The organism is Pseudomonas sp. AC016 (assembly GCF_979253365.1).
Map to the genome: position 1 here is coordinate 5,656,884 of NZ_CEEDCC010000001.1, position 12,410 is coordinate 5,669,293.

Consider the following 12,410-nt stretch of genomic DNA (forward strand, 5'->3'; position numbering starts at 1 on the left):
AAACGGTTCTCGATCAGGCCTCACAGCGGGCTGTGGCCTTTTTTATCAGGGCGCAGCCGGTGCCGACGGCAGCCGTTCAACGTCAATCAACGAGATGTTCGCGCTCCAGCGCAGGAAATAAAGCGTTTTGAAGAAATCCACACCAGCACCCAGCGCTGTTCCGCTTTGGCGACAGCAACTGCATTACCGGCTCAAGGAAGGTGCTTTGATCGCCTTCGGCGCCCTGTGCCTGTACCTGATGATGGCGTTATTGACCTACGATCAGAGCGATCCGGGCTGGAGCCATACCAGCAGCGCCGCGCAAGTGCAGAATGCTGCCGGGCGTGCCGGTGCGTTCTGTGCCGACATCCTGTTCATGGTGCTGGGTTACTTCGCCTATATCTTTCCGCTGCTGCTGGCCATCAAGGCCTGGCAGGTGTTTCGTCATCGTCACGAACCCTGGCAGTGGAGCGGCTGGCTGTTTTCCTGGCGCCTGATCGGTCTGGTGTTTCTGGTCCTGGCAGGTGCTGCGCTGGCGCACATACACTTTCACTTCGCAGCAGGCTTTCCCGGTTCTGCCGGTGGTGTGCTGGGTGAAGTCCTGGGCGACCTGGCCAAGAAGGCACTGAACATCCAGGGCAGCACCTTGCTGTTCATCGCGCTATTCCTGTTTGGTCTGACCGTGTTCACCGACCTGTCCTGGTTCAAGGTGATGGACGTGACCGGCAAGATCACCCTGGACCTGTTCGAGCTGTTTCAGGGCGCCGCCAATCGCTGGTGGGCTGCCCGTGTCGAGCGCAAGCAAATGGTCGCGCAATTGCGTGAAGTCGATATGCAGGTCAATGACGTGGTCGCGCCTGCGGCGTCCGATCGCCGTGAGCAGGCCAAGGCCCGCGAGCGGATCATCGAGCGTGAAGTGTCCCTCAGCAAGCACATGACCGAGCGTGAAAAGCATGTGCCTGCGGTCATTGCTCCTGCACCTTCGCGTCCGCCCGAGCCCAGCAAGCGCGTGCAGAAGGAAAAGCAGGCCCCGCTGTTCGTTGACAGCGCAGTCGAAGGCACCCTGCCACCGATCTCGATTCTTGATCCGGCGGAGAAGAAGCAGCTCAATTATTCCCCCGAGTCCCTGGCGGCCGTGGGGCATCTGCTGGAAATCAAGCTCAAGGAGTTCGGTGTCGAGGTCACGGTGGATTCCATTCATCCGGGTCCTGTGATCACTCGCTACGAGATCCAGCCGGCCGCGGGCGTCAAGGTCAGCCGTATTTCCAACCTGGCCAAGGACCTTGCGCGTTCGCTGGCAGTGACCAGCGTACGTGTGGTCGAGGTCATTCCCGGCAAGACCACCGTGGGTATCGAGATTCCCAACGAGGACCGCCAGATCGTGCGTTTCTCCGAGGTTCTTTCGACGCCGGAATATGACAACGCCAAGTCCCCGGTGACGCTGGCGCTCGGCCACGACATCGGCGGCAAACCGGTCATTACCGACCTGGCCAAGATGCCGCACCTGCTGGTGGCGGGTACGACCGGTTCCGGTAAGTCGGTGGGCGTGAATGCGATGATCCTGTCGATCCTGTTCAAGTCCGGGCCGGATGATGCCAAGCTGATCATGATCGACCCGAAGATGCTGGAACTGTCGATCTACGAAGGCATTCCGCACCTGCTGTGTCCGGTGGTGACCGACATGAAGGACGCTGCCAACGCATTGCGCTGGAGCGTGGCCGAGATGGAGCGTCGCTACAAGCTGATGGCCAAGATGGGCGTGCGTAACCTGTCGGGCTTCAACCAGAAGGTCAAGGACGCTCAGGACGCCGGCGAGCCGCTGGCGGATCCGCTGTACAAGCGTGAAAGCATTCATGACGAAGCGCCGCTGCTGACCAAACTGCCGACCATCGTGGTCGTGGTGGACGAATTCGCCGACATGATGATGATCGTCGGCAAGAAGGTTGAAGAACTCATTGCCCGTATCGCCCAGAAGGCCCGTGCTGCGGGCATTCACCTGATCCTCGCGACCCAGCGGCCGTCGGTGGATGTGATCACCGGTCTGATCAAGGCCAACATCCCGACGCGCATGGCGTTCCAGGTGTCGAGCAAGATCGACTCACGGACCATCATCGATCAGGGCGGCGCCGAGCAGCTGCTGGGCCACGGTGACATGCTGTACATGCCTCCGGGCACCAGCCTGCCGATTCGTGTGCACGGTGCGTTCGTTTCCGACGAAGAGGTGCACCGCGTGGTGGAAGCGTGGAAACTGCGCGGCACCCCGGACTACAACGACGATATTCTGGCTGGCGTCGAAGAGGCCGGTAGCGGCTTCGATGGCGGTGGCGGTGAAGGCGGTGAGGACAGCGAAAGTGATGCGCTCTACGACGAAGCCGTCAAATTCGTACTCGAGAGTCGTCGTGCGTCGATTTCCGCTGTACAGCGCAAGCTCAAGATTGGCTACAACCGCGCGGCGCGCATGATCGAGGCGATGGAGATGGCGGGTGTCGTGACGTCCATGAACACCAACGGCTCCCGTGAAGTCATTGCGCCCGGCCCGATGCGTGACTGATTGCAAAACTGCGTCGACAGCGGGTTCTGCCCGCTGTCGTGACATCCAATGACTGCAAAGAGGAATTCCATGCGTCTTATCCGCATGCTGCTGGCAACCGCGCTGACTTTTTCCGTGATCCCCGCCCATGCAGACAGCAAGGACGTGACACGCCTGACCCAGTTGCTGGAAAACTCCCGCACCCTGACCGCACGCTTCTCCCAGTTGACGCTGGATGGTGGCGGCACCCAATTGCAGGAAACCACGGGTGAAATGGCGCTGCAACGCCCCGGCCTGTTCAACTGGCACACTGACGCACCTCAGGAACAACTGATGGTGTCCGACGGCAAGAAAGTCTCGCTGTGGGACCCGGATCTCGAGCAGGTCACCATCAAGACCCTCGATCAGCGCCTGACCCAGACCCCGGCGCTGCTGCTGTCCGGTGACGTGTCGAAGATCAGCGAAAGCTTTGACATCACCGCCAAGGAAGCGGGCGGCGTGATCGACTTCGTGCTCAAGCCCAAGACCAAGGACACGCTGTTCGACAGCCTGCGCCTGTCGTTCCGTAACGGCATCATCAACGACATGCAGTTGGTCGACAGCGTCGGCCAGCGCACCAATATCCTGTTCACCGGCGTCAAGGCCAACGAGCCTATCGCTGCCAGCAAGTTTCAGTTCCAGATTCCCAAGGGTGCTGATGTCATTCAAGAGTAAGAAGGCCTGATTCCGAACCATGGACCTGTTTAGCCGTGAACCCATCGCCCAGCCACTGGCCGCACGTCTGCGTGCGACCAATCTGGACGAATACGTCGGTCAGGAGCATGTGCTGGCTCATGGCAAGCCTCTGCGCGAGGCACTGGAGCAGGGCGCGCTGCACTCCATGATCTTCTGGGGGCCGCCGGGCGTGGGCAAGACCACGCTCGCCCGGCTGCTGGCCAAGGTGTCGGACGCACACTTCGAAACGGTTTCCGCCGTATTGGCCGGGGTAAAGGAAATTCGCCAGGCCGTCGAGGTCGCCAAGCAGCAGGCAGGCCAGTACGGTCGACGCACGATCCTGTTCGTTGACGAAGTGCACCGTTTCAACAAGTCACAGCAGGATGCGTTTCTGCCGTATGTCGAAGACGGCACCCTGATCTTCATCGGTGCGACCACCGAGAACCCGTCCTTCGAGCTGAACAACGCTTTACTGTCCCGAGCACGGGTCTATGTGCTCAAGAGCCTCGACGAAACCGCACTGCGCAAGCTGGTTCATCGCGCGTTGACCGAGGATCGCGGTTTGGGTCAACGTCAGCTGACCTTGAGCGATGAAGGCTTTGCGATTCTCATGGCGGCCGCCGACGGTGACGGGCGTCGCATGCTCAATCTACTGGAGAATGCTTCCGATCTGGCCGAAGATGGCAGTGAGATCGGCACCGAATTGCTGCAAAGCCTGCTCGGCGATAGCCGACGTCGTTTCGACAAGGGCGGTGAAGCGTTCTACGATCAGATATCCGCGCTGCACAAGTCGATTCGCGGTTCCAACCCGGATGCTGCCCTGTACTGGTTCGCGCGTATGATCGACGGCGGCTGTGACCCGTTGTACCTGGCGCGCCGTGTCGTGCGCATGGCCAGCGAGGATATCGGCAACGCCGATCCACGCGCCTTGCCGCTGTGCATGTCGGCCTGGGATGTTCAGGAGCGCCTCGGCAGTCCGGAAGGCGAGCTGGCGGTCGCTCAGGCCATTGTCTATCTGGCCTGCGCGCCTAAAAGCAACGCGGTGTACATGGCGTTCAAGAGCGCCATGCGCGAAGCGTCCGAGCACGGGTCGCTCGAGGTTCCGTTGCACCTGCGCAATGCACCGACCAAGCTGATGAAGCAACTCGGCTATGGCGAAGAATACCGATACGCCCATGACGAGCCCGATGCCTACGCCGCAGGCGAAGATTACTTTCCTGACGAGCTGGAACCGCGCCAGTATTACCAGCCGGTACCTCGTGGACTCGAACTCAAGATCGGCGAAAAGCTCAGGCACCTGAACGCGCTGGATGAAGCCAGCCCCCGCAAGCGGAGAAAGTAGTGATTCAGACCATTCTTGCGGTGTCGATCGCCGGTATCGCTGGTACATTATTGCGCTTCGCGGCAGGTACCTGGGTCAGTGCCCACTGGCCGCGCTATTTTTATACGGCGACGCTGGCGGTCAACATCGTCGGCTGCCTGATCATCGGCATACTGTACGGGCTGTTTCTGCTGCGCCCTGAAGTGCCCGTCGAAATTCGAGCCGGCCTGATCGTCGGTTTTGTAGGGGGTCTGACGACCTTTTCATCCTTTTCACTGGATACGCTGCGCCTGCTGGAAAGCGGGCAACTGCCGCTGGCCCTGGGCTATGCCGGTATCAGCGTGTTCGGCGGGCTGCTCGCAACCTGGGTTGGCCTGTCCCTGACCAGACTTTGATAGACGAGAGAACGATATGCTCGATTCCAAACTGTTACGTACTCAACTTCAGGACGTAGCGGATCGCCTGGCCTCCCGTGGCTTTACACTGGACGTGGCCCGTATTGAAGCGCTGGAAGCCCAGCGCAAGGTTGTGCAGACCCGCACCGAACAGTTGCAGGCCGAGCGTAACGCCCGTTCCAAATCCATCGGTCAGGCCAAGCAGCGTGGCGAAGACATTGCGCCCTTGATGGCGGATGTCGAGCGCATGGGCACCGAGCTGAGCGAAGGCAAGGTCGAACTGGACGGCATTCAGGCTGAACTGGACGCGCTGGTACTCAATATCCCGAACCTGCCACACGAATCGGTTCCGGTAGGCGCCGATGAAGACGGCAACGTCGAGGTGAGCACCTGGGGCACGCCAACCCGTTTCGATTTCGAGGTCAAGGACCACGTCGCACTGGGCGAACAATACGGCTGGCTGGATTTCGAAACCGCCGCCAAGCTGTCCGGCGCGCGTTTTGCCCTGCTGCGTGGCCCTATCGCACGACTGCATCGTGCGCTGGCCCAGTTCATGATCAACCTGCACATCAACGAGCATGGCTACGAAGAGGCTTACACGCCTTATCTGGTTCAGGCGCCTGCGCTGCAGGGCACTGGTCAACTGCCGAAGTTCGAAGAAGACCTGTTCAAGATCTCCCGTGAAGGCGAAGCCGATCTTTACCTGATTCCGACTGCTGAAGTGTCGCTGACCAACATCGTGTCGGGCGAGATTCTGGACGCCAAACAGCTGCCGATGAAATTCGTCGCCCACACGCCATGTTTCCGCAGCGAAGCGGGCGCGTCGGGCCGTGACACTCGCGGCATGATTCGCCAGCATCAGTTCGACAAGGTCGAGATGGTGCAGATCGTCGCGCCGGACGAGTCCATGGCCGCCCTTGAATCGCTGACCGGCAACGCCGAACGCGTGCTGCAACTGCTGGAGCTGCCTTACCGCAAACTGGCACTGTGCACCGGCGACATGGGTTTCAGCGCCGTGAAGACCTACGACCTTGAAGTCTGGATTCCGAGCCAGGACAAGTACCGTGAAATCTCCTCGTGCTCCAACTGCGGGGACTTCCAGGCGCGTCGCATGCAGGCTCGCTGGCGCAACCCGGAAACCGGCAAGCCGGAACTGGTGCATACGCTGAATGGCTCCGGTCTGGCGGTAGGGCGTACGCTGGTCGCGGTGCTGGAAAACTATCAGCAGGCAGACGGTTCGATTCGTGTGCCTGACGTTCTCAAGCCCTACATGGGCGGCCTTGAGGTCATCGGTTAAATGGAATTTCTGCCGCTGTTCCATAACCTGCGTGGCAGTCGCGTGCTGGTGGTCGGCGGCGGTGAAATCGCCCTGCGCAAATCCCGGCTGATCTTCGAGGCGGGGGCCGTTATTCGAGTCGTCGCACCGGAAATCGAAAGCCAGTTGCGCGAACTGGTCGTCCAGAGCGGCGGTGAGCTGATTCTGCGTGGCTATCACGAAGATGATCTGGACGGTTGCGTGCTGATCATCGCCGCGACCGACGATGAACCGCTCAATGCTCAGGTTTCCCACGATGCCCGTGCGCGTTGCGTGCCGGTCAACGTGGTGGATGCACCTGCGCTGTGCACGGTCATCTTCCCGGCCATCGTCGACCGCTCACCGCTGGTGATTGCCGTGTCCAGTGGCGGCGATGCGCCGGTGCTGGCGCGACTCATCCGCGCCAAGCTGGAAACCTGGATTCCCTCGACCTACGGGCAACTGGCCGGTCTGGCTGCGCGCTTCCGTCATCAGGTCAAAGGGCTGTTTCCGAACGTGCAGCAGCGCCGTGCGTTCTGGGAAGATGTCTTTCAGGGTGCCATTGCCGATCGACAACTGGCCGGGCAGGGCGCAGAGGCTGAGCGCCTGCTGATCGCCAAGATCGCAGGCGAGCCGCCAGCGGAAACCGGCGAGGTCTATCTGGTGGGCGCAGGTCCTGGCGATCCTGACTTGCTGACGTTCAAGGCCTTGCGCCTGATGCAGCAGGCGGACGTGGTGCTCTACGACCGTCTGGTGGCGCCGACCATTCTCGATCTGTGCCGTCGTGATGCGGAACGGGTCTATGTCGGCAAGCGCCGTTCCGAACATGCCGTACCGCAGGATCAGATCAACAAGCAACTCGTCGATCTGGCCAAGCAGGGCAAGCGGGTGGTTCGTCTGAAAGGCGGCGATCCGTTCATCTTCGGCCGTGGTGGCGAGGAAATCGAAGAACTGGCTGCCCACGGCATTCCGTTTCAGGTGGTTCCCGGTATTACAGCCGCCAGCGGTTGTGCGGCCTACGCCGGTATTCCGTTGACCCACCGCGATCACGCGCAATCGGTGCGTTTCATCACCGGTCACCTCAAGGATGGCTCCACCGATTTGCCGTGGTCCGATCTGGTGGCTCCTGCTCAGACTCTGGTGTTCTACATGGGATTGATCGGTTTACCGGTGATCTGCCAGGAACTGATCAGGCATGGTCGTTCTGCGGACACGCCAGCGGCGCTGGTTCAACAGGGCACCACGACCAATCAGCGAGTGTTCACGGGCACGCTGGCCAACCTGCCTCAACTGGTGGCCGAGCACGAAGTGCATGCGCCGACGCTGGTTATCATTGGCGAAGTGGTTCAGCTGCGTGAAAAGCTGGCCTGGTTCGAAGGCAATCAGGCGACCGTCTGATTGCAGTTAATGGATAGCCCGTTCGGGCTATCCATCTTCACATGTATTACTTTTCCCAGACGCCCATGCCGGACAGCCGTTCACGATCGTGGCTGGCCTCAAGGTTCAATGCCGGGCCTTTGGGAATGATCCCGGTCGGATTGATGGTGCGATGGCTCGCGTAATAGTGGCCTTTGATGTGCTCGAAATTCACCGTCTCGGCGACACCCTGCCACTGGTACAGCTCGCGCAGCCAGTTGCTGAGGTTCGGGTAGTCCGCGATACGCCGCTGGTTGCACTTGAAGTGGCTGTAATAAACCGCGTCGAAGCGCACGATGGTAGTGAAGAGCCTCACGTCGGTCTCGGTCAGGTGCTCGCCTGCCAGATAGCGCTTCTCGCCCAGCAGGTTTTCCAGTTCGCCCAGTTCAGCAAATACGTCATCAAACGCTTCTTCGTAGGCATGCTGCGAGGTGGCAAAGCCTGCGCGATACACGCCGTTGTTGACGGCGGGGTAGATGCGTTCGTTGAGCTCGTCGATAGTCGCCTGCAGCGCTGATGGATAGAAATCCAGGCGGTTGCCGGTCAGTTCATCAAATTCCGAGTTGAACATGCGGATGATCTCCGCCGACTCGTTGCTGACGATGCGCTGCTGCTGTTTATCCCACAACACTGGCACGGTGACCCGGCCCGTGTATTGAGGGTCATCCGCGGTGTAGCGCTGATGCAGGAAGGTCAGGTTGTCGAGGGCATCGCCGCTGGAGCCTTTCTGCTGATCAAAGGTCCAGCCGTTTTCCAGCATCAGCCAACTGACTACCGAAACGTCGATCAGACTCTCCAGTCCCTTGAGTTTGCGCAGGATCAGCGTGCGATGCGCCCATGGGCAGGCGAGGGAAACATACAGATGGTAGCGGCCTGCCTGTGCTTGGAAACCGCCATCGCCTGACGGTCCCGGTGCTCCGTCGGCTGTAACCCAGCTACGACGCTGGGCGTTTTCGCGCTGGAAGGCACCGTCTTTGCTGCTTTCGTACCACTGGTCCTGCCAGCGTCCTTCGACCAGAAGGCCCATGTCTGAATCCCCATTTTGAATTAGTACATCTTGGAGATCAGTCTAGTGACATCGGTTCGACCGAAAAACGCAAATTCTGACCGATCATTATCGATAAAGCCGATCGGTCACAGAACCTTGTCGCGGCGCTCCCAGAATGTCTGCGCCTGCACAAACGCTTCATCACGCGCCATGCCGAGGCCGCGTAACGCCAGGGCCATGGTCGAGATCAGCGCGAGTTGCGGGTAACTGTCCTCAAGTTCGCCGCGCCACAAACCGACCAGTTGCGCCGGGTCGAGCGTGGCGGGTTTGATATGGCGTCGCGGCGAGAGGGCTGGCCATTCCTCATCCCAGGGCTGTCCGCCGGTCGTGCCGTACAGATGGCTGATGGTGTCCGGGTTGATCTCGATCTCTCCGCCATCGCCCTTGACCACGATGGCGTTGTCACCCAGCAGGCTGCTGGCATCACGGTGAACGCTCTGATAACCCGGATGGAAAATGCTTTGCAGCCCGCAGCGTGCCTGCAACGGATTGAGAATCCGCGCCAGCGAATGAATCGGCGAGCGCAGCCCAAGCGTGTTGCGCAGATCGATCATGCGCTGCAGTTGCTGCGCCCAATCAGCGAGCGGCATGAACGCCAGATTGCCCTGCGCCATCGCTGTTTCGACCGACGACCAGCTGCGACACAGCGGAATATTCAGCAAGCCGAGCAACTGTTCGGTGTACAGCCGACCGGCCGTATGAGCACCGCCGCCGTGCAGCAGGATTCTGATGCCGTTCTGGGACAGGCACTTGGCGGCCAGCAGATACCAGGGCAGGTGACGTTTCTTGCCTGCGTAGGTCGGCCAGTCGATGTCGATCGTGATCGGTGGCGCATTCAGGCGTTCGCGTACGGCTTCGGTGAAACCGGCCAGTTCCTCCGGGCTTTCTTCTTTATGGCGCAGCAGCATCAGAAAAGCGCCGAGCTGGGTGTCCTCGACCTTTTCATCAAGCACCATACCCATGGCCTCGCGCGCTTCTTCGCGCGTCAGGTTGCGTGCGCCACGTTTGCCTTTGCCCAGGATGCGGACGAACTGGGCAAAAGGATGTTCTTCAGGTGTTTCGGTGACAAGCGGGGCGTAGTCGTTCATATGCAGTTGGTCGGCTTTGGCAGGCCCGCCAGCTTGGCGGCAAGTTTGGCGGGGGTGCCGTTGAACAGGCGATTGAGGTGCATGCTGTTGCCCTTTTCAGCACCCAGTTTCAATGCGGTGTATTTGATCAGTGGCCGGGTCGCCGGAGACAGCTGAAACTCTGCATAAAAGCCACGCAATAGTTCGAGGATCTCGACGTGTTCAGGCGTCAGCGTCAGGCCTTCCTCGCCAGCCAGTGCATGGGCGATGTCCATTGACCAGTCGTTCAGGTCCGTGAGGAACCCGTCCTTGTCGAGTTCCAGTGTGCGCCCGGCGACGATCAACTGTTTCATAGCCAGGTGTTCACTTTGTCAAAACGGATAGACAGCTCGACGAAGCCTGCGTAATCCACGCTGACAATACCGGCTGGCAACGGGAGGTTACGGGCCTTGAGGTCTTCGTCCAGTACGAACAGCGATTGCGAACCGGTCTGCTGCAGCTTCTGCGAAACAGGGCTCGACGGCGTCAGGGCGTAGGTGGCGTCGCCACACAGCAGAATGCCGTCGTTGTCGCCCAGCAAACGCAGGCAGCTGTCCAGACGGTTGTCGGTAAAGGGGGAATGGGAAAGAACGTGCAAAGTGCTCATCAGATCGTAATCACTTGGTCATAGCGCTCGAACAAGGCCGACAGCTCGGTCCGGCCGGACAGCAGGCAGATGTCGTCATCCAGGCCATCGCTCGGGACGCCGCGCTCGGCAATGCTCTGCGCGCAGGCATAGAGGTCTTCAACGCCGAACATCGACAATGCCTTGAGATTGGCCGTCAGGTCTTTCTGTTGCAAGGCTGCTGCGCTCTGTTGCGGCAGCAGCTGCAGCACGCCGTCATCCAGAAATAGCAAACCGATGGGCAGATCGAATGCACCGCCCGCCAGCACGATGTCCAGCGCTTCACGCGCGCCGGGCCCGGACCAAGGCGACTGGCGGCTGACAATCAAAAGTGACTTGGGCATTTCAAGGCCCTCCGAAACAGATCAGTCGGTCTGCCGATTGCACGGCGTCATGCAACTGACCCAGCCCCGATAACTCCCACGGCTCCAGCAGGTTGGCCGCGGGGCGCTGATAACGCTCGGCTTCTTCCTGATTCAGAACGCCGCGACGCAGCGCAGCGGCGATACACACCACGCCATCGAGTTGGTGCTCGACGATAAAGTCGCGCCACTGACGCGGCACATCCTGTTCGTCCTGAGGCGTAACGGCATTGGCCGACGCGCTATGCACGCCGTCCTGATAGAAGAACAGCCGGACAATCTCGTGCCCGCCCGCAAGCACCGCCTGGGCAAACAGCAGCGCACGCCGGGAAGAGGGCGCATGGCCTGCAGAAAAAAGGGAGATGGCGAATTTCATTGTCGGCTCTGCCAGCAAAACATGCGCAATGATAAAGAATTCGAGGGCGGGGGTGTGAGTTTGCGGACGATGAAGGCGCGCTGGCCAAACCCCAGAAACGACAAAGCCCTGAATGATCAGGGCTTTGCGCTACCAAATATGGCGGAGGCATAGAGATTCGAACTCTAGGACCTGTTACAGTCGGCAGTTTTCAAGACTGCTGCCTTAAACCACTCGGCCATACCTCCACTTCGTTGCGGGCGCCATAATACCGGAATGAAACAAGCTGTCAAACTCTCTGACTAGCCAGTTGCAGCGCCTCTGTTATGATCTTTGCAACTCAACATTTCATCAGTAAGGAGTTTCGCAATGCGCGAACAGGATTACGCCCTTAAAACCGGCATGCAGGCCGACCAGCTAGAGGTTAGTCGTGTCCTGCGCAATACGTATGGTCTTCTGGCCCTGACCCTCGCATTCAGCGGTGTCATGGCGTTCATGGCTCAACAGATGCGCGTCGGCTACCCGAACATTTTCGTGGTGCTGATTGGTTTCTACGGCCTTTTCTTCCTGACCAACAAACTCCGTGACTCGGTATGGGGTCTGGTTTCGACCTTCGCCCTGACAGGTTTCATGGGTTTCCTGCTGGGCCCGATCCTTAACCGTTATCTGGGTATGGCGGGCGGCGCTGAAGTGGTCAGCTCTGCGTTTGCGATGACCGCGCTGGTGTTCGGTGGTCTTTCGGCTTACGTGCTGATCACTCGCAAGGACATGAGTTTCCTGGGTGGCTTCATCACCGCAGGCTTCTTTGTTCTGCTGGGTGCGGTGCTGGCCAGCATGTTCTTCCAGATCAGTGGCCTGCAGCTGGCGATCAGCGCCGGTTTCGTGCTGTTCTCGTCGGTCTGCATTCTGTTCCAGACCAGCGCCATCATTAATGGCGGCGAGCGCAACTACATCATGGCCACGGTCAGCCTGTATGTTTCGATCTACAACCTGTTCGTCAGCCTGCTGCAGATCTTCGGCATCATGAGCCGCGACGACTGATAACGGCTTGTCGCTCATAGAGGTTTGCTTCTGCTGAATGAACACAAGGTTTGCCACGCAATAAACAAACGCCCCGACTTGTCGGGGCGTTTGCTTTTGTGAAATCGGAAAGTGGGCGATTGGTCCCGCTGAAGAGCAGGGCACTCGAACCTCAAGCACCTTCCGGAAGGGTCCAGGTCAGCCTTGATACGCTGTGAAAATCCCTGACCCTTCGATCAAAAAAT

Annotated in this window: 13 protein-coding genes and 1 tRNA gene; 7 read left to right on the plus strand and 7 right to left on the minus strand. The window is 59.6% G+C overall.

Going from position 1 to position 12,410, the window contains the following annotated elements:
- Window positions 1-127 precede the first annotated feature (127 nt).
- The 6 genes from ftsK (at window position 128) to cysG (ending at window position 7,631) form a co-directional block, all read left to right on the plus strand.
- Window positions 128-2,530 (plus strand): DNA translocase FtsK, encoded by a 2,403-nt coding sequence (gene ftsK, locus AC0IXS_RS25455; protein WP_050562187.1) that lies wholly within the window; start codon window positions 128-130, stop codon window positions 2,528-2,530.
- Window positions 2,531-2,599: 69 nt separating this feature from the next.
- Window positions 2,600-3,223, plus strand: a complete 624-nt coding sequence (lolA, locus tag AC0IXS_RS25460) for an outer membrane lipoprotein periplasmic chaperone LolA (RefSeq protein WP_004884692.1) — start codon at window positions 2,600-2,602, stop codon at window positions 3,221-3,223.
- A gap of 19 nt (window positions 3,224-3,242) precedes the next feature.
- Entirely contained in the window at window positions 3,243-4,565 is a 1,323-nt protein-coding gene (locus AC0IXS_RS25465) for a replication-associated recombination protein A (protein WP_057411208.1), read from the plus strand.
- On the plus strand, window positions 4,565-4,939 hold the full coding sequence (crcB, locus tag AC0IXS_RS25470) for a fluoride efflux transporter CrcB (protein WP_057411209.1): 375 nt from the start codon (window positions 4,565-4,567) through the stop codon (window positions 4,937-4,939). The genes AC0IXS_RS25465 and crcB overlap by 1 nt, the downstream gene beginning before the upstream one ends.
- A 16-nt stretch (window positions 4,940-4,955) precedes the next feature.
- Window positions 4,956-6,236: a serine--tRNA ligase gene (serS, locus tag AC0IXS_RS25475; RefSeq protein WP_004884697.1), complete on the plus strand. Its 1,281-nt coding sequence runs from the start codon at window positions 4,956-4,958 to the stop codon at window positions 6,234-6,236.
- Window positions 6,237-7,631: a siroheme synthase CysG gene (gene cysG / locus AC0IXS_RS25480; protein ID WP_025993118.1), complete on the plus strand. Its 1,395-nt coding sequence runs from the start codon at window positions 6,237-6,239 to the stop codon at window positions 7,629-7,631. It begins immediately after the preceding gene.
- 46 nt (window positions 7,632-7,677) lie between these two features.
- Here the strand turns inward: cysG and AC0IXS_RS25485 are convergent, their stop codons facing one another.
- The 7 genes from AC0IXS_RS25485 to AC0IXS_RS25515 form a co-directional block, all read right to left on the minus strand.
- On the minus strand, window positions 7,678-8,676 hold the full coding sequence (locus tag AC0IXS_RS25485) for a glutathione S-transferase family protein (protein WP_122668990.1): 999 nt from the start codon (window positions 8,674-8,676) through the stop codon (window positions 7,678-7,680).
- 107 nt (window positions 8,677-8,783) lie between these two features.
- Window positions 8,784-9,785, minus strand: coding sequence for a glycosyl transferase family protein (locus AC0IXS_RS25490; RefSeq protein WP_122668989.1), 1,002 nt, complete (start codon window positions 9,783-9,785; stop codon window positions 8,784-8,786).
- Window positions 9,782-10,117 (minus strand): TusE/DsrC/DsvC family sulfur relay protein, encoded by a 336-nt coding sequence (locus AC0IXS_RS25495; RefSeq protein ID WP_029244549.1) that lies wholly within the window; start codon window positions 10,115-10,117, stop codon window positions 9,782-9,784. Before AC0IXS_RS25495 ends, AC0IXS_RS25490 begins: the two co-directional genes overlap by 4 nt.
- The gene (gene tusB, locus AC0IXS_RS25500; protein WP_029244548.1) at window positions 10,114-10,410 is read right to left on the minus strand and encodes a sulfurtransferase complex subunit TusB; all 297 of its coding nucleotides are present in this window, start codon (window positions 10,408-10,410) and stop codon (window positions 10,114-10,116) included. The genes AC0IXS_RS25495 and tusB overlap by 4 nt, the downstream gene beginning before the upstream one ends.
- Window positions 10,410-10,772: a sulfurtransferase complex subunit TusC gene (tusC, locus tag AC0IXS_RS25505; RefSeq protein ID WP_004884708.1), complete on the minus strand. Its 363-nt coding sequence runs from the start codon at window positions 10,770-10,772 to the stop codon at window positions 10,410-10,412. Before tusC ends, tusB begins: the two co-directional genes overlap by 1 nt.
- 1 nt (window position 10,773) lies before the next feature.
- Entirely contained in the window at window positions 10,774-11,166 is a 393-nt protein-coding gene (tusD, locus tag AC0IXS_RS25510) for a sulfurtransferase complex subunit TusD (protein WP_025993112.1), read from the minus strand.
- Between the two features lie 139 nt (window positions 11,167-11,305).
- Window positions 11,306-11,393: transfer RNA gene (locus tag AC0IXS_RS25515), tRNA-Ser, on the minus strand.
- Between the two features lie 121 nt (window positions 11,394-11,514).
- Between AC0IXS_RS25515 and AC0IXS_RS25520 the strand changes: the two genes are divergently transcribed.
- Window positions 11,515-12,186, plus strand: coding sequence for a Bax inhibitor-1/YccA family protein (locus AC0IXS_RS25520; RefSeq protein WP_004884720.1), 672 nt, complete (start codon window positions 11,515-11,517; stop codon window positions 12,184-12,186).
- Window positions 12,187-12,410 lie beyond the last annotated feature (224 nt).

Coding starts and splice junctions, on each gene's coding strand:
- lolA (WP_004884692.1), top strand. CDS start 2,600: ATGCGTCTTATCCGCATGCTGCTGGCAACCGCGCTGACTTTTTCCGTG.
- serS (WP_004884697.1), top strand. CDS start 4,956: ATGCTCGATTCCAAACTGTTACGTACTCAACTTCAGGACGTAGCGGAT.
- AC0IXS_RS25490 (WP_122668989.1), bottom strand. CDS start 9,785: ATGAACGACTACGCCCCGCTTGTCACCGAAACACCTGAAGAACATCCT.
- AC0IXS_RS25465 (WP_057411208.1), top strand. CDS start 3,243: ATGGACCTGTTTAGCCGTGAACCCATCGCCCAGCCACTGGCCGCACGT.
- AC0IXS_RS25485 (WP_122668990.1), bottom strand. CDS start 8,676: ATGGGCCTTCTGGTCGAAGGACGCTGGCAGGACCAGTGGTACGAAAGC.
- tusD (WP_025993112.1), bottom strand. CDS start 11,166: ATGAAATTCGCCATCTCCCTTTTTTCTGCAGGCCATGCGCCCTCTTCC.
- AC0IXS_RS25520 (WP_004884720.1), top strand. CDS start 11,515: ATGCGCGAACAGGATTACGCCCTTAAAACCGGCATGCAGGCCGACCAG.
- tusB (WP_029244548.1), bottom strand. CDS start 10,410: ATGAGCACTTTGCACGTTCTTTCCCATTCCCCCTTTACCGACAACCGT.
- cysG (WP_025993118.1), top strand. CDS start 6,237: ATGGAATTTCTGCCGCTGTTCCATAACCTGCGTGGCAGTCGCGTGCTG.
- AC0IXS_RS25495 (WP_029244549.1), bottom strand. CDS start 10,117: ATGAAACAGTTGATCGTCGCCGGGCGCACACTGGAACTCGACAAGGAC.
- tusC (WP_004884708.1), bottom strand. CDS start 10,772: ATGCCCAAGTCACTTTTGATTGTCAGCCGCCAGTCGCCTTGGTCCGGG.